22 protein-coding genes and 7 tRNA genes are annotated in these 23,747 nt (G+C 63.7%); 11 read left to right on the top strand and 18 right to left on the bottom strand.

Features of this window, described 5'->3' with window-relative positions; genetic code table 11:
• Positions 1-9: 9 nt before the first annotated feature.
• Entirely contained in the window at positions 10-933 is a 924-nt protein-coding gene (locus EC86_RS0101140) for a DMT family transporter (RefSeq protein WP_029523879.1), read from the top strand.
• A 12-nt stretch (positions 934-945) separates the two neighbouring features.
• Here EC86_RS0101140 and EC86_RS0101135 read toward each other — a convergent pair whose 3' ends face one another.
• Positions 946-1,605 carry a DUF1345 domain-containing protein gene (locus EC86_RS0101135; protein ID WP_029523878.1) on the bottom strand — a complete coding sequence of 220 codons (660 nt, stop codon included), beginning with the start codon at positions 1,603-1,605 and terminating at the stop codon, positions 946-948.
• A 69-nt stretch (positions 1,606-1,674) separates the two neighbouring features.
• Here EC86_RS0101135 and EC86_RS0101130 point away from each other — a divergent pair, with 69 nt between their 5' ends.
• The 3 genes from EC86_RS0101130 (at position 1,675) to EC86_RS0101120 (ending at position 5,809) form a co-directional block, all read left to right on the top strand.
• On the top strand, positions 1,675-2,097 hold the full coding sequence (locus EC86_RS0101130) for a potassium channel family protein (protein ID WP_029523877.1): 423 nt from the start codon (positions 1,675-1,677) through the stop codon (positions 2,095-2,097).
• Positions 2,098-2,174: 77 nt separating this feature from the next.
• Positions 2,175-4,868 (top strand): DEAD/DEAH box helicase, encoded by a 2,694-nt coding sequence (locus tag EC86_RS0101125; protein WP_029523876.1) that lies wholly within the window; start codon positions 2,175-2,177, stop codon positions 4,866-4,868.
• Positions 4,869-4,888: 20 nt separating this feature from the next.
• Positions 4,889-5,809: an SWIM zinc finger family protein gene (locus EC86_RS0101120; RefSeq protein ID WP_036771694.1), complete on the top strand. Its 921-nt coding sequence runs from the start codon at positions 4,889-4,891 to the stop codon at positions 5,807-5,809.
• A gap of 63 nt (positions 5,810-5,872) precedes the next feature.
• Here the strand turns inward: EC86_RS0101120 and EC86_RS0101115 are convergent.
• From EC86_RS0101115 to folC, 13 genes are all read right to left on the bottom strand, one after another.
• Positions 5,873-5,949: transfer RNA gene (locus tag EC86_RS0101115), tRNA-Asp, on the bottom strand.
• A gap of 80 nt (positions 5,950-6,029) precedes the next feature.
• Positions 6,030-6,105, bottom strand: a tRNA-Glu gene (locus EC86_RS0101110).
• A 125-nt stretch (positions 6,106-6,230) separates the two neighbouring features.
• Positions 6,231-6,307 (bottom strand) — tRNA-Asp (locus EC86_RS0101105).
• Positions 6,308-6,387: 80 nt separating this feature from the next.
• Positions 6,388-6,463 (bottom strand) — tRNA-Glu (locus tag EC86_RS0101100).
• Between the two features lie 125 nt (positions 6,464-6,588).
• A tRNA-Asp gene (locus EC86_RS0101095) sits at positions 6,589-6,665 on the bottom strand.
• Between the two features lie 80 nt (positions 6,666-6,745).
• A tRNA-Glu gene (locus EC86_RS0101090) sits at positions 6,746-6,821 on the bottom strand.
• A 69-nt stretch (positions 6,822-6,890) separates the two neighbouring features.
• A tRNA-Ala gene (locus tag EC86_RS0101085) sits at positions 6,891-6,966 on the bottom strand.
• An 81-nt stretch (positions 6,967-7,047) separates the two neighbouring features.
• Positions 7,048-8,442, bottom strand: coding sequence for a glutamate--tRNA ligase (gene gltX / locus EC86_RS0101080; RefSeq protein ID WP_029523874.1), 1,395 nt, complete (start codon positions 8,440-8,442; stop codon positions 7,048-7,050).
• On the bottom strand, positions 8,439-9,653 hold the full coding sequence (locus EC86_RS0101075) for an O-succinylhomoserine sulfhydrylase (RefSeq protein WP_029523873.1): 1,215 nt from the start codon (positions 9,651-9,653) through the stop codon (positions 8,439-8,441). The genes gltX and EC86_RS0101075 overlap by 4 nt, the downstream gene beginning before the upstream one ends.
• Positions 9,654-9,656: 3 nt before the next feature.
• Positions 9,657-11,186 (bottom strand): amidophosphoribosyltransferase, encoded by a 1,530-nt coding sequence (gene purF / locus EC86_RS0101070; RefSeq protein WP_029523872.1) that lies wholly within the window; start codon positions 11,184-11,186, stop codon positions 9,657-9,659.
• Between the two features lie 57 nt (positions 11,187-11,243).
• Positions 11,244-11,729 (bottom strand): CvpA family protein, encoded by a 486-nt coding sequence (locus EC86_RS0101065; protein ID WP_084181087.1) that lies wholly within the window; start codon positions 11,727-11,729, stop codon positions 11,244-11,246.
• Positions 11,730-11,745: 16 nt separating this feature from the next.
• The gene (locus EC86_RS0101060) at positions 11,746-12,672 is read right to left on the bottom strand and encodes an SPOR domain-containing protein (RefSeq protein WP_029523870.1); all 927 of its coding nucleotides are present in this window, start codon (positions 12,670-12,672) and stop codon (positions 11,746-11,748) included.
• Between the two features lie 86 nt (positions 12,673-12,758).
• The gene (folC, locus tag EC86_RS0101055) at positions 12,759-14,069 is read right to left on the bottom strand and encodes a bifunctional tetrahydrofolate synthase/dihydrofolate synthase (protein ID WP_408633856.1); all 1,311 of its coding nucleotides are present in this window, start codon (positions 14,067-14,069) and stop codon (positions 12,759-12,761) included.
• A 248-nt stretch (positions 14,070-14,317) separates the two neighbouring features.
• Between folC and EC86_RS0101050 the strand changes: the two genes are divergently transcribed.
• On the top strand, positions 14,318-14,662 hold the full coding sequence (locus EC86_RS0101050; RefSeq protein ID WP_029523868.1) for an ArsC family reductase: 345 nt from the start codon (positions 14,318-14,320) through the stop codon (positions 14,660-14,662).
• A 112-nt stretch (positions 14,663-14,774) separates the two neighbouring features.
• A complete protein-coding gene (locus tag EC86_RS0101045) occupies positions 14,775-15,488 on the top strand; it encodes a glycine zipper 2TM domain-containing protein (RefSeq protein WP_029523867.1) in 714 nt (237 codons plus the stop codon).
• 85 nt (positions 15,489-15,573) lie between these two features.
• Here the strand turns inward: EC86_RS0101045 and EC86_RS0101040 are convergent, their stop codons facing one another.
• Together EC86_RS0101040 and EC86_RS0101035 are read right to left on the bottom strand one after the other, a co-directional pair.
• Positions 15,574-16,356, bottom strand: a complete 783-nt coding sequence (locus tag EC86_RS0101040; RefSeq protein WP_029523866.1) for an anti-sigma factor — start codon at positions 16,354-16,356, stop codon at positions 15,574-15,576.
• A 166-nt stretch (positions 16,357-16,522) separates the two neighbouring features.
• Positions 16,523-17,098 carry a sigma-70 family RNA polymerase sigma factor gene (locus tag EC86_RS0101035; RefSeq protein WP_029523865.1) on the bottom strand — a complete coding sequence of 192 codons (576 nt, stop codon included), beginning with the start codon at positions 17,096-17,098 and terminating at the stop codon, positions 16,523-16,525.
• Positions 17,099-17,241: 143 nt separating this feature from the next.
• Here EC86_RS0101035 and ppnP point away from each other — a divergent pair, with 143 nt between their 5' ends.
• The 3 genes from ppnP to EC86_RS0101020 all read left to right on the top strand — a co-directional run bounded on the left by ppnP (position 17,242) and on the right by EC86_RS0101020 (position 20,580).
• Complete coding sequence (gene ppnP, locus EC86_RS0101030) at positions 17,242-17,559, top strand: pyrimidine/purine nucleoside phosphorylase (RefSeq protein WP_029523864.1); 318 nt, start codon at positions 17,242-17,244, stop codon at positions 17,557-17,559.
• Between the two features lie 33 nt (positions 17,560-17,592).
• Positions 17,593-18,921, top strand: coding sequence for an argininosuccinate synthase (argG, locus tag EC86_RS0101025; protein WP_029523863.1), 1,329 nt, complete (start codon positions 17,593-17,595; stop codon positions 18,919-18,921).
• A 204-nt stretch (positions 18,922-19,125) separates the two neighbouring features.
• The gene (locus tag EC86_RS0101020; protein ID WP_051675658.1) at positions 19,126-20,580 is read left to right on the top strand and encodes a hypothetical protein; all 1,455 of its coding nucleotides are present in this window, start codon (positions 19,126-19,128) and stop codon (positions 20,578-20,580) included.
• Positions 20,581-20,698: 118 nt separating this feature from the next.
• On the opposite strand, the gene murB is transcribed toward EC86_RS0101020, so the two are convergent.
• Positions 20,699-21,766: a UDP-N-acetylmuramate dehydrogenase gene (gene murB, locus EC86_RS0101015; RefSeq protein ID WP_029523861.1), complete on the bottom strand. Its 1,068-nt coding sequence runs from the start codon at positions 21,764-21,766 to the stop codon at positions 20,699-20,701.
• Positions 21,767-21,818: 52 nt separating this feature from the next.
• On the opposite strand from murB, the gene EC86_RS0101010 reads away from it, so the two are divergent.
• Positions 21,819-22,310, top strand: coding sequence for a YajQ family cyclic di-GMP-binding protein (locus tag EC86_RS0101010; protein ID WP_029523860.1), 492 nt, complete (start codon positions 21,819-21,821; stop codon positions 22,308-22,310).
• A 174-nt stretch (positions 22,311-22,484) separates the two neighbouring features.
• The gene (locus EC86_RS0101005; protein ID WP_029523859.1) at positions 22,485-23,096 is read left to right on the top strand and encodes a retropepsin-like aspartic protease family protein; all 612 of its coding nucleotides are present in this window, start codon (positions 22,485-22,487) and stop codon (positions 23,094-23,096) included.
• Here EC86_RS0101005 and plsY read toward each other — a convergent pair.
• Positions 23,090-23,740 carry a glycerol-3-phosphate 1-O-acyltransferase PlsY gene (plsY, locus tag EC86_RS0101000; protein ID WP_029523858.1) on the bottom strand — a complete coding sequence of 217 codons (651 nt, stop codon included), beginning with the start codon at positions 23,738-23,740 and terminating at the stop codon, positions 23,090-23,092. The genes EC86_RS0101005 and plsY overlap by 7 nt on opposite strands.
• Between the last annotated feature and the right edge of the window lie 7 nt (positions 23,741-23,747).

Raw genomic sequence — 23,747 nt, 5'->3', positions numbered from 1 at the left:
CCTTCCGCGCTGGGCGCGCCCGCCGCCGCAGGTGTTGCAACGGCCAGTTCCAAAAGCTGGGTCACCGACTTCCTGCTGCTGGCCGCCATCTGGGGCTCGTCCTTCCTGTTCATGCGCATGGGCGCGGTCGAATTCGGCGCGCTGCCGACCGCCGCCGTTCGCGTGGCTATTGCGGCGCTGTTCCTGCTGCCGCTGGTGTGGCTTCGCGGCCTGCTGCCGGAACTGCGCAAGCACTGGCGGCGCACCTTCCTCGTCGGCCTGCTCAACTCGGGCATTCCGTTTGCCTTCATTGCCTTTGCGCTGCTGTCCATCAGCACCGGGCTGGCGTCGATCCTGAACGCCACGGTGCCGATGTTCGGCGCGCTGATCGCCTGGCTCTGGCTCAAGGACCGGCTGACCGCCTGGCGCATCGCGGGGCTGGCCATCGGCTTTGCCGGCGTCGCGCTGCTGGCTTGGGACCAGGCCAGCTTCAAGCCCACCGCCTCGGGCATGGCGCCGGGCTGGGCGGTGCTGGCCTGCCTGCTGGCCTGCATCTGCTATGGCATTTCGGCCAGCTACACCAAGCGCTACCTTTCCGGCCTGCCGCCGCTGGTCACGGCCGCCGGCAGCCAGCTTGGCGCCACGCTGGGCCTGGCCCTGCCCGCGCTGTGGCTGTGGCCGGCGCGCATGCCGGGCGCATCGGCCTGGCTGGCGCTGCTGGCCGTCGGTGTGGTCTGCACCGGCATCGCCTACATCGTGTTTTTCAGGCTGATTGAAAACGCCGGCCCGCAGCGCGCGCTGTCGGTGACCTTCGTGGTGCCGGTGTTCGCGGTGCTCTACGGCGTGCTATTTCTGGGCGAGTCGGTCACGCCGTGGATGGTCGGCTGCGCAGCGGTCATCGTCTGCGGAACCGCGCTGGCCACCGGCCTGCTCCAGCCCGGGCGCCAGCGCTAACGCCGCCCGGCGCTACTGCAGGGCGCCGGCCACCACGTTGATGCTGAGCGCCAGCACCAGCATGTTGAAGCCGAACGACAGCACGCTGTGGACCAGCGTGAGCCGGCGCATCTCGCGCGAGGTGACCTGCACATCGGACACCTGCGAGGTCATGCCGACCACATGGGCGTAGTACAAAAAATCGAAATAATCCGGGTCCAGCCCGCCTGGAAACTGCAGGCCCGGACCGCCGGGCTCGTTGCGCCGGGCTTCCTGGTAATAGCGGTGGGCATAGCGAAACGCAAAGATGGTCTGGATGAACAGCCAGGAGGCGATCAGCGCCACCACCGACAGGGCAATATGCATCGAGCGTTCGGTGCCCGAATAGTCCTTGCCCTGCTGCATCACGACGACGATGGCGGCCACGCAAGCCATGCTGGCCAGCAGCATGAGAAAAAACAGCACCACGCTGGGTTCGTCCTGCGCCTGCGCGCGCTCGCGGGTTCGCTGGGCATCGAAGCGCTCGCACAGCCACCAGGCCAGCGCCAGGTACACCGCCACGCCGACGCTCCAGCCCAGCAATCCGCGAAACTGCCAGACCAGCGGCAGCGGCAGCGCGGCGCTCGCCAGGCCGGCCAGCAGTCCATATATCAGCCGCTGCGGGCCGGAGGTTTCAGAAAGATGGTGACGCATGGCGCCATTGTGCGGCCCAGCCGGCGCGGTCAATAATCGGTATTCCCATTCGCCAGACCCAGGCCGCCCATGTCGTTCAAGAAATACCCCAGAAAAGTCCATATCGCCCGCCAGGGCGTTATTTATTCGCTGGTCTTGTGCGGTGTGATCCTGCTGCTGGGCGGCTTTGGCTTCTGGATGCTGGACCCGGGCGTACACACGATGGCCGAAGGCCTGTGGCTGGCGTTCACCACGGCGGCTACGGTGGGTTATGGCGACGTGGTGCCCAGCACGCATGCGTCGCGCGCGTTTGCCGTCATCGTGGTGCTGCTGGGCCTGGCTGTGCTGTCGCTGGCCACGGCGTCGCTGGCGGCGATTTTTGTCGAGAAAGATGTCGAGGAAGGCGAGGAGCGCCAGATGGAGCACGAACTGATGCGCGAAATCCGCCAGCTGCGCCAGGAGGTGCAGTCGCTGCGCCATGACATCCTGCGCGAAAAATCGAATCAAGCCTGACGCGCAAACCGACAAAACAACCCTTTTCCCCTGCCAGGCAGCCGCGCCTTGGCTGGCGCAAATGAATCGATTGAAAAATGGAAATTGCCACCGTCTCCGGTCACCTCGCGCCGCAATTGACGCCCAGGGGCCACCTGCTGGCCACACCGCAGGACGATGCGCCGCCACTGGCGCCGCACGTCAGCCAGGAACTGCACTCTGCTTTTGCGCTGGGCAGCGGACATGGCCTGCTGCTGCTGGGAACCAGGCACATTGGCCAGGCCCTGCCGCCGGCCTGGGCCTGGTGGCGCGCCGTGGCAACGCGCTATGCGACCGCCCTGTGTACCGTGCCCGAGAACGGCGAGATCGCGCTGGCCACGCCCGATGCCGCAGATTTCGAAACCCTGGTCGCCGACCTGCCGCCCATGACCGGCGCCGAGTACGTGACCCCCGAAAGGCTGGTCGCGTTGTGGAACGAGATGGATGGCGCGCTGCACCAGGAACTGGCAGCGGCTGGGGTTTCGCTGCAGGCCTTCCTCAAATCGCGCCACCCGGCCTGGAACCTGGTCGGCCGCGTGCATTTCAACCTGGCGGAAAACCGCAAGGACGAGGAAGCGCCATTCGCCTTCCTGGCGACCTACACCGCGCGCCTGTCGGCCCACGGCACCGCGCAGCACCAGCCGCTGTCGCAAGCGCTGGCGGAATTTTCGGATGGCCGGAGCCGGGCGCAGCTGCTGTCGCTGCTGCTGCCGGTGCAGCGCGCGGCGGAACACTGCGGCTGGCTGCAGGGCATGGTGGACGCCGGCGACATCTACCACCCGCTGCGCTGGACCCCGCCGCAGGCCTTGCGCTTCCTGTCCGACCTGCCGCAACTGGAGGCCGCCGGCATCATCGTGCGAACGCCGAAGGTCTGGAAAACGGGCAAGCCGCTGCGCCCGGTGGTCAAGGCCAGTGTCGGCACGCGCCCGCCGTCGCTGCTGGGCCAGGATGCGCTGCTGGACTTCAGCATGCAGGTCTGCCTGGACGGCGAGGACCTGAGCGACGCCGAAATCGAGGCACTGCTCCAGCGCGGCGATGGCCTGCAGTTCATTCGAGGGCGCTGGGTCGAGGTGGATCAAAAAGCCATCGGCCGCCTGCTGGAGCGCTTCAAGGCGATTGAGGCATTCGCCGAAAACGGCCTGCCCTTTGCCGAGGCCATGCGGCTGCTGGCCGGCGCTTCGCTCGACGAAGGCGGCGAGCCGCTGGACGCCGACTGGTCGGAACTGGCCGCCGGCCCATGGCTGGCCGAGACACTGGCCGGGCTGCGCAAGCCCGAGGGCCTGGCGCAAATCGATCCGGGGCCGGAACTCAAGGCCACCCTGCGGCCCTACCAGCAGGCCGGCGTGCGCTGGCTCTACCTGCTGACCCGGCTCGGTCTCGGCGCCTGCCTGGCCGACGACATGGGCCTGGGCAAGACGATCCAGGTGCTGTCGCTGCTGCTGGTGCTCAAGCGCGAAAGCCAGGCCGTCGCCCCTCAGTCCAGCCTGCTGGTGGCGCCGGCTTCGCTGCTGGCGAACTGGGCCGCCGAGGCCGAGCGCTTTGCGCCCGGACTGCGCCTGCTGATCGCCCATCCGTCGGCCATGCCAGCCGCCGAATTCCGCTCACTCGATGCGGCGCGGCTGGCCGGCGTCGATCTGGTCATCACCAGCTACGGCTCGCTGCTGCGCCAGCCGGTGCTGGCCGATTTTGACTGGCGACTGGCCGTCATCGACGAAGCGCAGGCCATCAAGAACCCCGGCGCCAAGCAGACCCGGCAGGTCAAGAAGCTGCACGCGCAGTCGCGCATCGCGCTGACCGGAACGCCGGTGGAAAACCGCCTGTCCGATTTGTGGTCGATCTTCGATTTCACCCACCCCGGCCTGCTGGGCTCGGACAAGGTGTTTGGAAAGTTCACGAAGCGGCTGGCCAAGGCCGGGCATTTCGGCCCGCTGCGCGCGCTGGTGCAGCCCTACATCCTGCGCCGCCTGAAGACCGACAAGCGGGTCATCAGCGACCTGCCCGACAAGACCGAGCTCAAGGCCTGGTGCCACCTGAGCCCCACCCAGGCGGCGCTCTACCAGCGCGCAGTGCAAGAGCTGGCCGATGCGCTGGAAGACGCCGAAGGCATTGGCCGCAAGGGCGTGGTGCTCTCCTTTTTGATGCGCTTCAAGCAGATCTGCAACCACCCGTCGCAATGGCTGGGCGACGGCGCCTGGAAAGCGCCCGACAGCGGCAAGTTCGCCCGCCTGCGCGAACTGGTCGAGGTGATCGCCGCCAAGCAGGAAAAGGTGCTGGTGTTCACCCAGTTCCGCGAAACCACCGAGCCGCTGGCGGCTTTCCTGGGCAGCATCTTCGGCCGCGAAGGCCTGGTGCTGCATGGCGGCACGCCGGTGGCCAAACGCCGCGAGCTGGTCAGGCGCTTCCAGGAGGATGAGCAGACGCCGTTTTTCGTGCTGTCGCTCAAGGCGGGCGGCGCCGGCCTGAACCTGACGGCGGCCTCGCATGTGATCCACTTTGACCGCTGGTGGAATCCGGCAGTGGAAAACCAGGCCACCGACCGCGCCTTTCGCATCGGCCAGCAGCGCAACGTGCTGGTGCACAAATTCATCTGCCGGGGAACGGTCGAAGACCGCATCGACCAGCTGATTGAATCGAAGCAGCAACTGGTCCAGGATGTGCTGGAGGGCGGCGCCGAACTGCTGCTGACCGAGATGAGCGACCGCGAACTGCTTGATCTGGTCAGGCTCGACATTCATGCCGCGCAGGAAAATTGACCATAAAAAGGAGTTCCACCATGGGTTATTTTGGAGGATGGCCACCTTATGTATCCGCCGCAGAGCGGCGCGAAAAAGCCGAAGAGGCTGCCGCCAAGGCCAAGAAATCCGGCGCCACCCTGACGTCCATCGCGCCTTTTCGCGGCGCCATCGCCAAGACTTTCTGGGGCAAGGCCTGGTGCGACAACCTGGAGCGCTACAGCGACTATGCCAGCCGGCTGCCGCGCGGCCGCACCTATGTGCGCAACGGTTCGGTGATTGATTTGCAGATCACGCCGGGCGAGGTGCGGGCGCAGGTGATGGGCTCCAGCCTGTACACCGTGACCGCCAGCGTGACGCAAGTGCCGGAAAAGCAATGGAAAACCATCTGCGCCGATTGCTCGGGGTCGATTGCTTCGCTGGTCGAGTTGCTGCAGGGCAAGCTGTCCAACGCCGTGATGGAACGCATCTGCAAACCGGGCAGCGGGCTTTTCCCGTCGCCGAAAGAAATTTCATTCGAGTGCAGCTGCCCGGACTGGGCCGGCATGTGCAAGCATGTCGCCGCCGTGCTCTACGGCATAGGCGCGCGGCTCGACCAGCAGCCGGACATTATTTTCAGCTTGCGCCGGGTCGATGCCAAGGATCTGGTCCAGCAGGCGCAGGCGGGCCTGCAGCCCTCCAGCAAGCGCGTGGCGCCCGCAAAGGTGCTCGACGACGCGCTGCTGGCCGATGTGTTCGGCCTTGAGATGGCTGACGTTCCCAAGCCAGTCACGAAAGCAAACGCAGCGCCCCAAAAAGCGCCCTTGGCGGCAAAAACAGCGGTTGCGAAAAAAGCGGCAACCCGAAAAGTCGCGGCAACTGAAACCAGGGTGAAGAAGCCTTCACCGGCAATGTCAAAAACCGCGTCAGTCGCGGTAAAGCGTCCCCGTGGGCGGCCGGCGAAGGAGAAAAAGCCGGTTTGATCCCTGCGCATCAGCCCATGAAAAAGCCGTTGCAGACAATCGTTTGCAACGGCTTTTTATGACTGGCGGAGCGGACGGGACTCGAACCCGCGACCCCCGGCGTGACAGGCCGGTATTCTAACCAACTGAACTACCACTCCTGGTAGCCTGGCGTTTGCTCTTGCGAGCCAAGTGCCTGACAGACTTGTGCTTTGTCCCTTCACCTTGCGGTGAGGAAATTTGGCGACCCTACGGGGATTCGAACCCCGGTACCTACCGTGAAAGGGTAGTGTCCTAGGCCTCTAGACGATGGGGTCTTAACCTGGTGACTTCCGGCGCAGGCTTTTAACGGCTTGCAACAAAACTTCAAAAAACTTTTTAAACCGCAAAGCGATCTAAGAGGAAAGCCCTTGTAACTCAATGAATTGCAAGGGCTTCAATCTGGCGGAGCGGACGGGACTCGAACCCGCGACCCCCGGCGTGACAGGCCGGTATTCTAACCAACTGAACTACCACTCCTGGTAGCCTGGCGTTTGCTCTTGCGAGCCAAGTGCCTGACAGACTTGTGCTTTGTCCCTTCACCTTGCGGTGAGGAAATTTGGCGACCCTACGGGGATTCGAACCCCGGTACCTACCGTGAAAGGGTAGTGTCCTAGGCCTCTAGACGATGGGGTCTTAACCTGGTGACTTCCGGCGCAGGCTTTTAACGGCTTGCAACAAAACTTCAAAAAACTTTTTAAACCGCAAAGCGATCTAAGAGGAAAGCCCTTGTAACTCAATGAATTGCAAGGGCTTCAATCTGGCGGAGCGGACGGGACTCGAACCCGCGACCCCCGGCGTGACAGGCCGGTATTCTAACCAACTGAACTACCACTCCTGGTAGAAAAGCGTTTGCTCTTGCGAGCCAAGTGCTTGACAAACTTGTGCTTGGTTTCTTCGCCTTGCAGCGAAGAAATTTGGCGACCCTACGGGGATTCGAACCCCGGTACCTACCGTGAAAGGGTAGTGTCCTAGGCCTCTAGACGATGGGGTCTTAACCTGGTGACTTCCGGCGCAAGCTTTTAAGGGCTTGCCACAAAACTTCAAAAACTTTTCCGACAGTTGGTGGAGGTAAACGGGATCGAACCGATGACCTCTTGCATGCCATGCAAGCGCTCTCCCAGCTGAGCTATACCCCCCAATTCCGCTAACGTCACCAATTTCTCAGTAACCTGTCGAGCCTCAAATTATATCGACAAAATTCAAGCTTTTAGAAACTTTCAAACTAAATTCAATTTGGCGATGACTTTTTCTCGCGCCATGAGTTCCACCACGGCATCGAGCGAAGGCGTCTGCGGCGTTCCCAGGAGCAGCACGCGCACGGGCATGGCCAGATGTGGCATCTTGAGGCCGCACTCGAGCAGCACCTGCTTGATCGCAGCGGCAATCGCCGGCCGGCTCCATTCGCAGCTTGACAGCGCCTGCGACAGCCTGGCCAGTGCAGGCCGAACCGCCTCGGTGACATGGGTGCTGATGTCCGCCGGGCTGGCTTCGCCGCCGTTGACCAGCAGCTTGAGCCAGCCGGCCAGTTCCACCAGCGTGCTGCAGCGGTCCTTGAACAGCGCGCAGCCGCGTGCCAGCCAGGCGGGATCGACATCGTTCACGCCCTGCTGCGCCAGGAAAGGCTGGACCAGCGCCGCCAGTTGGTCGTCGGCCATGGCCTTGAGGTGCTGGGCATTGACCCAGCGCAGCTTGGTCTCGTCGAACTGCGCGGCGCTCTTGCCGAGGTGATCGAGGTTGAACCACTGCAAGAACTGCTCGCGGCTGAAAATCTCGTCGTCGCCATGGCTCCAGCCCAGGCGCGCCAGGTAGTTCACCATCGCGTCCGGCAAATACCCTTCGGCAGCGTATTGCGTGACCGGCTTGGCGCCGTTGCGCTTGCTCATCTTCTCGCCCTGCTCGTTGAGCACCGTGGGCAGATGGGCATAGACCGGCACTTCGCGGCCCAGCGCGCGGAAGATGTTGATCTGGCGCGGCGTGTTGTTCACATGGTCGTCGCCGCGAATCACATGGGTGATCGCCATGTCCATGTCATCGACCACGACGCAGAAGTTGTAGGTCGGCGTGCCGTCCGGCCGGGCAATGACCAGGTCGTCAAGTTCGTCGTTGCTGATCTCGATGCGACCCTTGACCTTGTCGTCCCAGACCACCGCGCCACCCTGCGGATTTTTGAAGCGCAGCACCGGCTTGATGCCTTCGGGAATCGCAGGCAGCGCCTTGCCGGGCTCGGGCCGCCAGGTGCCGTCGTAGCGCGGCTTTTCCTTGGCGGCCATTTGCGCCTCGCGCAACGCATCGAGTTCGGCCACGCTCATGTAGCAGGGGTAAACATGGCCGGCGGCCACCATGTCGGCGAGCACGGCCTTGTAGCGGTCCATGCGCTGCATCTGGAAGAACGGGCCTTCGTCATGGTCCAGGCCCAGCCAGCGCATGCCTTCGATGATCACATCGACCGCCGCCTGGCTGGAGCGCTCCACATCCGTGTCCTCGATGCGCAGGATGAAATCGCCGCCAGTGGCGCGCGCAAAGGCCCATGGGTACAGCGCCGAGCGGATGTTGCCCAGGTGGATGAAGCCGGTGGGAGACGGCGCGAATCGGGTTCTTGTTTTTTGTGTCATGTCAGGCTGTCCAGACCGCGTGCGAGGTCGGCTTTCAAATCGTCGATGTATTCCAGGCCGGCCGCGAAGCGGATCAGGCCCTGGCTGATGCCCGCTGCCTGGCGCTGGGCCTCGGTGAGCCGGCCGTGGGAAGTGGTTCCGGGATGCGTGATGATGGACTTGGTGTCGCCCAGGTTGGTCGCAATGCTGACCACCTGCGTGCTGTTGATGACATGAAAGGCGTTGGCGCGCGCCGTTTCCGGGTCGCCGCCGCGCACGTCGAAGGACACCACGGCGCCACCCAGGCCGCCCTGCTGGCGCATCGCCAGCGCATGCTGCGGGTGCGACGGCAGGCCGGGGTAATACACACGGCTGACGGCCGGATGCGCCTCCAGCCACTGCGCCAGGCTCAGCGCCGTGGCGCTTTGCGCCTGCATGCGGATGCGCAGCGTTTCCATGCCCTTGAGCACGACCCAGGCGTTGAACGGCGCCAGCACCATGCCGGCGGTGCGAACGATGGGGCCGAACACATCGACGATCAGCTTCGACGGCCCGCAAATCGCGCCCGCCATGACGCGGCCCTGCCCGTCGAGGTATTTGGTGCCTGAATGGATGATCAGGTCGGCGCCCAGCGCGCTAGGGCGCTGCAGGGCGGGCGAGCAGAAACAGTTGTCAACGGCCAGCAGCGCGCCGCCCGCATGCGCCACGTCAGCCAGCGCCCGGATGTCGCAGACTTCGGTCAGCGGATTGGTCGGGGTTTCGGCGAACAGCAGGCGGGTAGTGGGCCGCATGGCCGCCTGCCACTGCCCGATGTCGGTTTGCGAGACAAAGCTGGTTTCGACGCCGAACTTGGCGAACTCCTTGCCGAACAGGTTCAGCGTCGAGCCGAACACCGACTGTGAACACACCACATGGTCGCCGGCCCGAAGCAGGCCCATGCCCATCATCAGGATGGCGCCCATGCCGCTGGACGCTGCAATGGCGGCTTCAGTGCCTTCGAGTGCGGCCAGACGCTGCTCGAAGGCGGCCACCGTCGGGTTCGACGTTCGGGCGTAGGTGAAACCTTCCTCGGTGCCGGCAAAGCGGCGCGCCGAGGTTTCGGCATCGGGCTGCACAAAACCGCTGGTCAGGTACAGCGCCTCGGAGTTCTCGCCAAACTGGCTGCGTTCAATGCCGGCGCGCACGGCCAGCGTGTCGGGGTGCAGGTTTGCGGGCAATGCCTGTCGGGTCATGTGTCAAGCCTCCTGCGGATTGGGCAGCGCCAGGCGCGAGACATCGACATCGCTGTCTTCGCCGATTTTCTCGGCGGTGTCGCCGCGCGACGAATTCATCGCGGCAATGGTGTCAAGCGTCACGTCGCCGGTGACATACACGCCGTCGAAGCAGGACGCGTCAAAGCCATCGAGTTCGGGGTTCAGCGAACGGATGGCGCGCTTCATGCCCTCGACATCCTGGTAGATCAGCGCATCGCAACCGATCACCTTGCGGATTTCCTCAATGCTGCGGTCATGCGCGACCAGCTCGTCCGGCGTCGGCATGTCGATGCCATACACGTTCGGAAAGCGTACCGGCGGCGCGGCGCTGGCCAGGTAGACCTTGCGCGCGCCGGCATCGCGCGCCATCTGCACGATTTCCCGGGAGGTGGTGCCGCGCACGATGGAATCATCGACCAGCAGCACGTTGCGGCCCTTGAACTCGCTGGCGATCACGTTGAGCTTCTGGCGCACCGACTTCTTGCGCACGCCCTGCCCCGGCATGATGAAGGTGCGGCCGACATAGCGGTTTTTCACAAAGCCTTCGCGGTAGGGAATGCCCAGCAGGTGCGCCAGTTGGGTAGCGCTGGGGCGGCTCGATTCGGGAATTGGGATGATCACGTCGATCTCGCTGGGCGGCACGGTGGAAACTACGCGCTTGGCCAGCGTTTCGCCCAGGTTCAGGCGCGCCTGGTAGACCGAAATGCCGTCCATGACCGAATCAGGACGCGCCAGATAGACAAACTCAAAAATGCAGGGCATGAGCTGCGGGTTGGCGGCGCACTGCTGGGCATGCACCTTGCCGTCCAGGTCCACATACACGGCTTCGCCGGGCGCGATGTCGCGCTCGAACTGAAAGCCCGTGCCTTCGAGCGCCACCGACTCGCTGGCGACCATCACGCTCGCGCCGCCTTCGTTCTGGCCATGGCCGATGCACAGCGGACGAATGCCGAACGGGTCGCGAAACGCCAGCAAGCCATGGCCGGCGATCAAGGCCACCACGGCATACGAGCCCTTGACGCGCTTGTGGACGCCGCGCACGGCGGCAAACACGTCGGCAGGCGTCAGCGGCAGGCCGCGCGTGGTTTTTTCCAGCTCGTGCGCCAGCACGTTGAGCAGCACTTCGGAGTCGCTGTCAGTGTTGATGTGGCGGTGGTCGGTGTTGAACAGCTCGGCCTTGAGTTCGGCCGCATTGGTCAGGTTGCCGTTGTGTGACAGCACCAGGCCAAACGGCGCATTGACATAGAAGGGCTGCGCTTCGTCCTCGCTGAAGGCATTGCCCGCCGTCGGGTAGCGCACCTGGCCGAGTCCTACATTGCCCGGCAGCGCACGCATGTTGCGCGTGCGGAACACGTCGCGCACCATGCCCTTGGCCTTGTGCATGTAGAACTTGCGCCCCTGCTGGGTGACGATGCCGGCGGCATCCTGGCCACGGTGCTGCAGCAGCAGCAGCCCGTCGTAAATCAGCTGGTTGACCGGGGCCTTGCTGACGATTCCAACTATTCCGCACATGGTGTGTTACTCATGGTGTGTTGATTTCTCAACGTAAAGACAAAACAACAAAAACAATCAACCCAGATACCTTGCAAAGGGCTCTGGCAGCATCGGCTTCAGGCTGGCAAGCGCAGACGTCAGCGTTTGCGCCCCGATGGACTCCTGCCACCAGTCGCTCGACTTGAGCGCCGTCATGTCCACGACCACCGTGGCGGCCAGCAGCAGGATCAGGCCGCGCAGCACGCCAAACGCCGCGCCCAGCGTGCGGTCCACAGGCCGCAAGCCGATGGCGTCCACCAGCCGTTTCAGCAAGGCGGCCAGCAAGCCGGCCGCGAACAGCGCGGCAATGAAAACCAGCACGAAAGCCGCCGCATAACGCACCGGCTCGGTGGCGGACTGCCAGGGAAGCAGCAGCGCCACCTGCGGCGCGAACCATTGCGCCGCATAAAACGAAGCCGCCCAGCCCAGCACCGACAACACTTCGTAGACCAGCCCGCGCCAGGCGCCCAGCAGCAGGGAAAAAAACAAGACCCCCGCCAAAATCCAGTCAAGCGGCATCACAACGCAGCCAGCAAGCTTAGAAACTCAGGATGGCAACCGGCAAATCAAGCGACCTGATCTTGTTCACCGCCCTTTCAGCCTCCGCCTTGTTGGCAAAGGGCCCGACGCGAACCCGGACGCGCTTGCCGTCCTTTGTGTCAGCCACCTGGGTGTAAGTGGTCAGGCCGGCTTTTTCCAGCTTGCGGCGTGTTTCCTCGGCCTTGGCGGCATCGGCAAAAGCCCCGACCTGCACCACCATGCGGCCTTTGGTTTCAGCAGCAGCGGCCTTGGTTTCTTCGGTGGCCGCAGGTTTGGCCGGCGCCGCCACCTTGGGTGCAGGCGTGGCGTTGAGCAGCGCAATCGCCCGTGCGCCGTCGTCGCTTGAAGGGGCCGGCTTGGCGGGAACTGGTTTGGGCTCGGGCTTGACAACCGGCCGGGCTTCGACTTTTTCGACGGGCCGGGGTTCAGTTTTAGCCTCGGGCTTGGGTTCGGGGCGTGGCTTGACCTCTGGCTTGACTTCGACCTTTGCCTCCTGCCGGGGTTCTGGCTTTACTTCTTTTTTAATAGCTGGAGAAGCAGGCTCGGCAAGCGGTGGCGCTGGTTTTGATGGATAAATCTCTTCGGTGGGCGACAAGCTGGCGGCCGCAGTCACCGTCTGCGCTGCAGGAGCCGGCGTTTTGGCCGGCGCTGGCGCAGTGGCCACCGCAGGCGCAGGCGCGGGAAGCACCAGCGGCCTGACGGCATTTTTCCCGGGAATTTCAATCGGAATATCGACGGCCACGGGGCGTGGCTGGGTTTCAAACAGGATAGGAAAGCCGACGACGCCGAGCAACACCAGCACCGAAGCGCCGATCAGGCGGTGCTTGGCGCGCTTGCGCAGCACTTCCACGCTTTGCGCCTGGGTGGCTGAACCGGCAGGAGGGGTTGGACTGGCGTCGCCCCGGCGGAACTTGAAAAACGGCATGGTGTGGTTGGAATCCGTTAAAGGCCAAATGGGGGTTGCAGACCGCTTGCCGTTCTGGCGCAGGCGATTGTCCGGTTAATTCGGCCTCAGGCCGAAAGGTGCGGCGCAAAAAGTCGCGGCACGCCGTTCTTGAGGATTCCGCCCACGGTGTAGAACGAGCCAAAAACAACGATTCTATCAGTGGGGTTTGCCGCCTTGACAACCGCTTGCAGTGCTGACTCGGGGCTTTTGTAAGCGCTGGCCGTGGCGTCAAGCCGGGTGTTGCCGGCCTGCCAGGCGTCGCGCAGCGCTTCGCCAGTGGCCGCCCGGGGCGTGGGCAGGTCGGTGAAATACCACTTGTCGATCAGCGGGCCGATGCGCGCCAGCATGGGGCCGACGTCCTTGTCGGCCATGGCGCCAAACACCGCATGCGTACACGGATAAAAACCCATGGCGTCGAGGTTTTCAGTCAGCGCGGCGACCGAATGCGGGTTGTGCGCCACGTCGAGCACCAGCGTCGGCTGGCCGGGAATGATCTGGAAGCGCCCGGGCAGCTCGACCAGCGACAGGCCGTTGCGCACCGACTGTGCGGTGACCGGCAGCCGGTCGCGCAGCGCCGTCAGCGCCGCCAGCACGCCCGAGGCATTGACCAGCTGGTTGGCGCCGCGCAATGCCGGATACGCCATGCCCGCATAACGGCGGCCGCGCCCGGCCCAGCTCCACTGCAGCTTGTCGCCGGAAAAATTGAAGTCAATGCCAAAGCGCCACAGGTCGGCACCCAGGACGCTGGCGTGGTCCAGCACGCTTTGCGGCGGCACCGGATCGCTGACGACGACCGGCCGGCCGGCGCGCATGATGCCGGCTTTCTCGAAGCCGATGGCTTCCCGGGTCTGCCCGAGCAACTCCATGTGGTCCAGGTCGATGCTGGTGATGACGGCGCAGTCAGCGTCAAGGATGTTGACCGCGTCGAGCCGGCCGCCCAGGCCGACTTCCAGAATCACGACGTCGAGCTTTGCATCGGCCAGCAGCTGCAGGATCGCCAGCGTCGAGAATTCAAAGTAGGTCAGCGATATTTCATCACCGTTTTGGCACCTTGCGCTTTCCACGCGGGCAAAGTTTGCTACCAGATCCGTAGCACTGACGATGTCGCCGCGCACCCGGCAGCGCTCCTCGAAATGCACCAGGTGCGGCGAGGTGTAAACGCCGGTCCGGTAGCCCGATTCCATCAAAATCGCTTCAAGCATGGCGCAGGTCGAGCCCTTGCCGTTGGTGCCGGCCACGGTGATGACCGGGCACGCAAACTTCAGGCCCATGCGTTCGGCGACGGCCCGGACGCGGTCCAGTCCCATGTCGATGCTTTTCGGGTGCAGGCGCTCGCAATGCGCCAGCCAGTCGTCCAAAGTGGTGAGATGTTCCATAGAGTCGTGCATTGTCGCGCAAGGCGGAAAACCCTGAACACCAGCGCTCATGGCGTTCAAGCGGGCAAAACGGCGCCATGGGCGGGTACAGCGCAGGCTCGGCAACAATGGTGCAAGCGGCCGAAGGAGCCAAGCCTTGTTCCAGCACTCGAAATGGCGGCTTGATGCTACAAAATCAATAGCTGACTACGCCCGTGCCTATTGCGTAAAAGCTATTTTTTCCTATAAATATTTCCAAGAATCAAGACATGATCAAACTCTACGGCATTCCCAATTGCGACACCGTCAGGAAAGCCCGGGCCTGGCTCACGGAACACGGGCAGGCCTACACCTTTCATGACTTCAAAAAGCAAGGCGTTTCGCCTGAACTGCTGGCGTCGTGGATGCAGGCGGCCGGCTGGGAAGCGCTGCTGAACCGCAAGGGCACGACCTGGCGCAAGCTGGAAGCTGGCGATCGAGCCGCCGTGGTGGACGCTGCCAGCGCCTGCGCGCTGATGCTGGCCAACGCGAGCGTCATCAAGCGCCCGGTCGTGGACTGGTGCGGGGACATCACGGTCGGCTTCGATGCCGCCGGCTGGGCCGGGCGGATTTGAGCCAGAACTCCCGCCCTTGCCGATCACCAGCTTTACAGAGCGCCGACCGAACTTTGTCTCTCCAAACCGGTCTGATTCACTAAAATCGGCAGCTGAGAAAAGGGGTTCGGACATGACACACACATTCGTTAAAACCATCGTGGCTTCGGCTGTCGCCGCAGCGGCGGCCATGGCGTCAGTGCCGGCATCGGCCATGGACATCCTGGCCCGGGTCATCTCCAGCACGCCGGTGGTGCAGCAGGTCGCCGTGCCGCGCCAGGTGTGCAGCCAGGAAGCCGTGATGACGCAGGCGCCGCCTTCGGGCGCGGGTGCGCTGATGGGCGCCATCGCCGGCGGCGCGGCCGGCAATGCCATTGGCAACGGCGGCGGCCGGGCTGTGGCGACCATGATCGGCCTGGTCGGCGGTGCCATGGTGGGCGACCGCATCGAAGGCCCCCGCAACCAGCTGCAAAACGTCCAGCAGTGCAGCACGCAGACGTTTTACGAAAACCGCGCCAGCCACTTCAACGTGGTGTATGAATACCAGGGCGCCCAGTACAGCGCGCAAATGCCCAGCGATCCGGGCCTGCATGTGCGCCTGCGGGTGACGCCGGTCGGTGCCATCGAACCCGCGCCGCAAGCGTTTGTGCCCCAGCCGCAAAGCTACTACCCGCCGGCACAGGTTCAGCCGCAGCCGGTTTACGTGCAGCCGGTGGCGGCGCCGGTTTACTACCCGGCCTACGCTCCAAGCCCCTACTACGCCCCGTATTACCCGCCCATCGGCCTGTCGCTCAACTTCGGCTACAGCCGGGGTTTTGGCGGCGGGCATCGCGGCCACTGGCGCTGAGTTTTCGTTGAAATAAAAAAAGGGACGTTTTTCAACGTCCCTTTTTTCTGTACCGACACGGCACTGCGCGGCGGCCGGGCTGCGGTTATTCAGGCGTCCGGATCAACGCACCTTTGAACAGGATCGGACCAGTGGCCGCCGTTCCGGGCGGCACGCCGCCCTTGGGCTCCAGGGTGATCGCCAGCGCGGGCGACTGGCGGATGTCGCTGCCGGCGGCGGTCAGCTGCACCACCGCGTCACCGCTCATCACGCCCAGCGACTTGGCCGGCGCGCCCGGCGGCAGCGCCCACAGTTCGAGCGACTTGTCGGGCTGCTCGCGGAAATCGCCCACGCGCTTGAGCATCAGCTTTTGCGTGTTCGGGTCGAAGGTCACCAGGATCGAGGCATTGGCCTTGTCATCGGCCAGCACGGCGACATACTCGATGGCAGGGGTGGCTGAAAGCCGGGCGCTGAGTTCCTGCACCTGGCCGTTCAGCTGATTCGTGTAATTCAAGCTGACCACTACGGCCAGCACGGTGGCGAGCGCGCCGGCTGCGGTGGCGCCGCGCCACAGGCCCAGGCTGGCCCACCAGCCGCCGCTGGCAGGCGCTGGCGCCGCCTGGCTGCGCGCGGACTGCATCGCCTGCGCCTGCTTTTCCGCATGGACGAGGTTTTCAATCCGCTTCCAGACCGCCGGGCTGGGTGCCACTTCGGGCTGCAACTCGGCCACCGACGCCAGCCGGCCTTGCCAGATCAGCGCGGCCGCACGCAAGGTCGCGTTGTCCCGGGCCAAGGCTTCAAAGCGGCGCCGCGCACCGCCGCGCAAGGTGCCCAGCGCATAGCTGGCGGCCAGCTGGTCCATCAGCGCAGGGTTTTTATAAATATTCATAATGAGGTTTCAAACGACGCAGCAAGCAAAGCGGCAAGACGAACGGTGCCAACCATTCCCCGTTCATGCCAGTTCCGGCCGCGGAACCGGCTTTGCCGGGCCGCAGGCGGGGCGACCCCCTCGGGGGGCAGCGCAGTGCGCGAAGCGACAAGCGTGGGGGCCACATTCATGCGAACCTCGCCATGCAGCCGCGCAGCTGCTCCAGCCCCCGGCGAATCCAGGTTTTCACCGTTCCCAGCGGCAGCCGGAGCTGCTCGGCCAGTTCGCTATGGCTCAGGTCGCGCAAGTAAGCCAGGCTGACCACTTCGCGCTGCTTGTTCTCCAGCTGGCTCAGGCACTGGTGCAGCGCCCAGGCCTGCTCGCTGGCTTGCGTGGTGTCCATCGGGTTGGGCGAGTCGCCAGCCACCGTGTCCGAGATCACCTCGTCGAGTTCCTGCATCCGGTCGGCCCGGTCGGACGCCCGGCGGCGCAAAAAGTCCAGGCCCCGGCTGCGCACCAGCAGCCCCATCCAGGCCATGGGCGGCGACAGCGTGGACTGGTACGTCCCGGCCACCTTCCAGATATTCAAATACGCCTCCTGCAGCACATCCTCGGCCCACTCGCGGTTGGTCACCACGCGCACCGCCACGCCGTAGAGCTTGGAAGAGGTCAGTTCGTAGAGCGTTTTGAGCGCCGATTCGTCGGCCAGCGCCACACGGTCAAGGAGTGCAATCAATTGGCTATCCGGGCTTTCTGGTTTCATGAACGTCATTGTCCACACTATTCATACGCCGCGAACAGCGCATTGGATTCATGCGGCGCCCGGCCAGGGTGCAGGCTGACCTAAAATCCGGGCCTGATCCGCCCGCCTGCCCTGCGCAGCGTTTACACCCGTACAAAACCCTCATGACCACCGAAAAAATCGACAACGTCAACATCACCACCCAAGCCAATGTGTACTTCGACGGCAAATGCGTGAGCCACGGCTTCACGCTGGCCGACGGCACCCAGAAATCGGTCGGCGTGGTTCTGCCGTCCACCCTCACTTTTGGCACGGCCGCGCCCGAAACCATGGAATGCGTGGGCGGCGCCTGCGAATACAAGCTGGCCGGCAGCGACGAGTGGGTGAAATCCTCCATGGGCGAATCCTTCAGCGTGCCCGGCAACTCCAAGTTCGACATCCGCGTCGAGCAGGCCTACCACTACATCTGCCACTACGCCTGAACCTAGACACCACGCAGCAACCAGGAACACCCCATGGCCACCATTCTCCAAAACCTCCCCATCGGCCAGAAAGTCGGCATCGCCTTTTCCGGCGGCTTAGATACCAGCGCCGCGCTGCACTGGATGAAGCTCAAGGGCGCGATTCCCTATGCCTACACCGCCAACCTGGGCCAGCCCGACGAGCCCGACTATGAAGACATCCCGCGCAAGGCGATGCAGTACGGCGCCGAGCAGGCCCGGCTGATCGACTGCCGCAGCCAGCTGGCCGCCGAAGGCCTGGCCGCGCTGCAGGCCGGCGCCTTTCACATCACGACCGCCGGCGTAACCTACTTCAACACCACGCCGCTGGGCCGCGCGGTGACCGGCACCATGCTGGTGGCGGCGATGAAGGAAGACGATGTCAACATCTGGGGCGACGGCTCGACCTACAAGGGCAACGACATCGAGCGCTTCTACCGCTACGGCCTGCTGACCAATCCGTCGCTCAAGATCTACAAGCCGTGGCTGGACCAGTTGTTCATCGACGAGCTGGGCGGCCGCGCCGAAATGTCGGCGTTCATGACCGAAGCGGGCTTTGGCTACAAGATGTCGGCCGAAAAAGCCTATTCGACCGATTCCAACATGCTGGGCGCGACGCACGAGGCCAAGGACCTGGAGCACCTCTCCAGCGGCATGAAGATCGTCAACCCCATCATGGGCGTGGCGTTCTGGAAGGACGAAGTCGAAGTCAAGCGCGAGGAAGTCAGCGTGCGCTTCGAGGAAGGCCGTCCGGTTGCCATCAACGGCGTCGAATATGCCGACCTGGTCGAACTGATTTTGGAAGCCAACCGCATCGGCGGGCGCCACGGCCTGGGCATGAGCGACCAGATCGAAAACCGCATCATCGAGGCCAAGAGCCGGGGCATCTACGAGGCGCCCGGCCTGGCTCTGCTGTTCATCGCCTACGAGCGGCTGGTGACCGGCATCCACAACGAGGACACGATCGAGCAGTACCGCGACAGCGGCCGCCGCCTGGGGCGCCTCTTGTACCAGGGCCGCTGGTTCGACTCGCAAGCCATCATGCTGCGCGAAACCGCCCAGCGCTGGGTGGCCAGCGCCATCACCGGCGAAGTCACCATCGAGCTTCGCCGGGGCAACGATTACTCGATCCTGAACACCGAGTCGGCCAACCTGACCTACCAGCCCGAGCGTCTGAGCATGGAAAAGGTCGAAGGCGCGTTCACGCCGCTGGACCGCATCGGCCAGCTGACGATGCGCAACCTGGACATCGTGGACACCCGCGCCAAGCTGGGCATTTATGCCAAGAGCGGCGTGCTGTCGCTGGGAACGGGTGGGGATTTGCTGAACCTGACGGGCAGCTAGGCAACGTAGCCACGCCTGGAGGGCGGCGACAGCGTTGTCCTTGAAAAGGCTTTTTCATTTCTCCGAATTTTCGCAATCCACGGTCACCGAGGGTTTGTCCGGTGTGGTGCATGTAATTTGCGCGACAGGAACGCTAGCAAGCGCAGATGTACTCTTCCGGCAGAAAAAAAAATGCCGCGATCGTGGCTACAACCGGAGACATCAATGAAACAGCATTTCGGGATTTTTCGACCTGCCCTGGCGGCCATTGGCCTGGCTTCGCTGGCAGCCTGCGGAGGCGGCGACAGCGGGCCCACGGCTGTCGCCGTGCCAGAAGAAACCAGGCTCCAGGACGCGCGCGTTTTCACACCCGTGGCAGAGTCGACGTTTGCCGCGCTGGGCGGCAGCACGGTTGACACCGACCGCTGGACCGGTGTGCTGGGCGGGGCCGCCTACCGCGTGGAAGTGCCCAAAACAGGCTGGAACGGCAAACTCGTCATGTGGGCGCACGGCTACCGCGGCACCGGCCCCAACCTGACGGTCGACACCCCCATCATGCGGCGCTACCTGCTCGACAACGGCTACGCCTGGGCCGCATCGAGCTATTCGAAAAACTACTACGACGTCCGGGTGGGTGTGGAAGACACCAACGCGCTGGCACTGAACTTTGTGCAGATCGCGGCCGCCAAAGGGCGCACGCTAGCCACACCGTCAAAGATTTTTATCACCGGTATTTCCATGGGCGGACACATCACGGCAGCCGCGATTGAGGCAGAAGCCCAGGTCAACGCCATCAACAAGGTCAAATACGCCGGCGCCGTGCCGATGTGCGGCGTGCTGGGCGACACCGAGCTGTTCAACTACTTTGGCGGCTACCAGGTGGCGGCGCAGCAACTGGCAGGGTTCCCGATTACCAGTTTCCCAACCACCGACTTCGATGCATTGACACCAGCCATCCAGTCGGCACTGTGGAGCACCTTCCCGACCCAAACCAACGCGCAGGGAGACAAGCTGAAAAATGCGGTCATGAACCTGAGCGGTGGCGACCGGCCCTTCTACAAAGAAGGCTGGGCCAACGCGGGCAACCAGGGCAACATCTTCGCCTCGCTGGGCGGTGATGGCACCATCAGGGGCATCCTGAAGGAGAACGTGCTGGACACCACCCAGCTCTTCTACAAGGTGGACGCCACGGCCACCACGAACACGGCGCTGGACACGTCTTTCAACGCCAGTGCCTTCAAGATTCGGCCTACCGCCGACGCCAACCGGCTGCGCCGTGATGGCCTGCGCTGGATACCCACCTCCCCCGGCAACATCAGCATCCCGGTGGTGTCCATCCACACGCTGGGCGATTTGTTTGTGCCGTTCAAGATGGAGCAGGTCTACTTTGACCGCACCAAGGCCAAGGGCACAGACCGCTTCCTGGTGCAGCGCGCTATCCGCGATGTGGGCCACTGCGCCTTCACTGCGGCTGAAGCCAGCACCGCGTTTGACGACATGGTCAAGTGGGAAGCGGGTGGCCCCAAACCTGCTGGCGACGACGTGAAAACCGCCGCCGCGCTGGCATCCCCCATCTATGGCTGCACCTTCACCAAAAACACACCAAGCGCAGACGACTACACACCCCCCGCCGTCCGCGCCGCTTTCCAGGCCAACTACCCGGCTTGCCCGGTGAACTGAGCAACTGGGAGCCGACCACAATCACAATTTTTGCGTTTCAGCCCCAGGAACTGTGCAGGCCCGGATCTTCCGGGCCTTTTTTTGCCCGATTGGGCGGCGTAAGAACGTATCTATGTTTTCAAACCACTACCGGCTCCGGCTCCAGCCGCAAGCCAAAGCGCTCATAGACACTCGTCTGAATCGCCTTGGCCAGCGTCATCACCTCGCCGCCGGTCACCGGGTTGGCGGCGCCGCCCCGGTTCACCAGCACCAGCGCCTGCTTGTCGTACACGCCGGCATTGCCAATCGACTTGCCCTTCCAGCCGCAGGCATCGATCAGCCAGCCGGCGGCGAGCTTGACCGAGCCGTCGGCCAGCTGGTAATGAACGATTTTCGGGTCGCGCTGGATGATGTCCTCGCACTGCTCGGGCGAGACGGTCGGGTTCTTGAAGAAGCTGCCAGCATTGCCGATGACCTTCGGGTCGGGCAGCTTGGCGCGGCGAATCTCGCAGATCCACTCATAAATCTGTAGCGCACTTGGCACATCCACATTGCGGGAAAGCCTCTTTTTCTCTATATCCGCATACCCCAGCACCGGTTTCCAGGCCTTGGGCAGAAAGAAGCGCACCCGGGTAATCAGCGCCCTGTCCTTCAGGCCCAAGGCTTGCGCGCCCGAGGCTTCGCCAGGCGTGCTGGCATGCTTGAACACCGAGTCGCGGTAGCCGAAGGCGCATTGTGCGGCATTGAGCGTGAAGGACTGGCCGGTCGTCAGGTCCACGGCGTCGAGCGAGTCGAAGCGGTCCTGCAATTCAACACCGTAGGCGCCGATGTTCTGCACCGGCGAGGCGCCGACCATGCCGGGAATCAGCGCCAGGTTTTCCAGGCCGGGAAAGCCGTTCTCCAGCGTCCAGGCGACCAGTTCGTGCCAGTTTTCGCCGGCGCCGGCCTCGACGATCCAGGCCTTGGCGGTTTCGCCCACCAGGCGCTTGCCCATGATCTCGACCTTGAGCACCAGCGGCTTGACGTCGCCGGTCAGCACGATGTTGCTGCCGCCGCCCAGGACGAATTTAGGTTGAGCCTGCAAAGCCGGGTCTTGCAGCAGCGCGGCAATATCGGCTTCGCTGCGGATGCGCGCCAGGGAAAGCGCCTTGGCATTGATGCCGAAGGTGTTGGAAGACTGGAGGGGGACGTTTTTCTCGACTAACATTCCCGGGATTGTCGCACCCCTGCGGCGCACCTTTTTTCAGGAAACCACCACCATGCCTTCATTCGACACTGTTCTGGAAACCGACCTGGTCAAGGTCAAAAACGCGGTGGAAAACACCGCCAAGGAAATCGGCACCCGGTTTGACTTCAAGGGCACGGCGGCCTCGGTCGAGCTGAAGGAAAAAGACAAGGAGATCATCCTGATCGGCGACGGCGATTTCCAGATCGAGCAGATCCACGACATTTTGCGCAACAAGCTGACCAAGTCGGGCGTCGATGTGCGCTTCCTGGACATCGGCAAGGTCGAGAAAATCGGCGGCGACAAGGTCAAGCAGGTCACCAAGGTGCGCGACGGCATCGAGACCGAAGAGGCCAAGAAAATCCAGCAGCTCATCAAGGGCAACAAGATGAAGGTGCAGGCCGCGATTCAGGAAGGCAAGGTTCGCTTGACCGGCGCCAAGCGCGACGACCTGCAGGCGGCCATGGCCTTGATTCGCGCCGAGATCAAGGATTTGCCGCTGAGTTTTGACAACTTCAGGGATTGAGCCCCCACGCTTGTCGCTTCGCGTACTGCGCTGCCCCCCGAGGGGGCCGCTGCGCCTGCGGCCCGGCGAAGCCGGTTCCGCGGCCCCGGCTGGTTGGAACTGCCCCCACGTTTCTCCCCTATTGAATTGCTTGCAGTGAACTTCTTTAGCCTTTTCACAACCCTGTTGCTGGTGATGCTGGCGTGGCTTCCGGCTGGCGCTCAGGCTGAAAGTGTCGCGCTGGCCGGCATGCTGGGCAGCAAGGCGCTGCTGGTGGTCAATGGATCGGCGCCAAAAACCGTTGCCGCCGGCGAGACGCATCAAGGCGTCAAGGTGATTTCCACTTCGGGCGACCAGGCGGTCATTGAGCAGTCGGGCAAGCGCCAGACACTGCGCGTCGGCGAAGCGCCTGTGAGCATGGGCGGCGCTAGCGGGCGCGCCAGCCGCATCGTGCTGACCGAAAGCAGCGGCGGCCACTTCATGACGCCCGGCCAGATCAATGGCCGCGCCGTGCAGTTCATGGTCGATACCGGCGCGACCGGCATCGCCATGAGCATGCACGATGCCGAACGGGCCGGCATCCACTACAAAAATGGGCAAGCCGTGCAGATCAGCACCGCCAACGGAACTATCCAGGGCTTTCGCCTCAAGCTCGACTCCGTGCGTGTTGGCGATGTCGAGGTGTACGCGGTTGATGCCGTGGTGACGCCGCAGCCCATGCCCTTCGTGCTGCTGGGCAACAGTTTTTTGTCGCGCTTTCAGATGAAGCGCGACAACAATTTGATGACGCTGGACAAGCGTTACTGACGCGGTTTTTTTCCGCCCTGCTTCGAAGCGCCGAGTTTGGACTCGGTCCCTTTGAGCAGCTTGCCGATGTTCTCGCGGTGGCGGTAGACCAGCAGCGCGGCAATCGCCACCAGCGCCAGCACGATGGTGTTGTCAACATTCCAGGCGGCGCGGTCGCCCAGCAGGTAGAAAAAGGGCGCGAACACGGCGGCGGCCATCGATGCCAGCGACACATAGCGCGAGAAAAACACCACGATGCCGAAGGTTGCCAGCGTGGCCAGGCCCAGCACCCCATTGATGCCCAGCAGCACGCCGGCCGCCGTGGCCACGCCCTTGCCACCCTTGAACTGGAAGAACACAGGGTACAAATGGCCGACGAAAGCCGCCAGCGCCACCGCCGCCACGGCACCGTCGCCCAGGCCGTAGTCGCGGCCGAACCAGCGCACCAGCACCACCGGCAGCCAGCCTTTCAAACCGTCGAGCAGCAGCGTGGCGATGGCCGCTGACTTGTTGCCCGAACGCAGCACGTTGGTCGCGCCAGGATTCTTGCTGCCGTAGCTGCGCGGGTCACTCAGGCCGGACAAGCGGCTGACGATGACCGCAAACGACAGCGAGCCGAGCAGATAGGCCAGCAGCGTGGCGCCGAGAAAGTAGGCGTAGTTCAAATTCCGG

This window comes from Polaromonas glacialis (genome assembly GCF_000709345.1).
GTDB classification, from domain to species: Bacteria; Pseudomonadota; Gammaproteobacteria; order Burkholderiales; family Burkholderiaceae_C; genus Polaromonas; species Polaromonas glacialis.
Note: the sequence above shows the minus strand (reverse complement) of the source record. Positions and strands in the feature narration are given on the sequence as shown.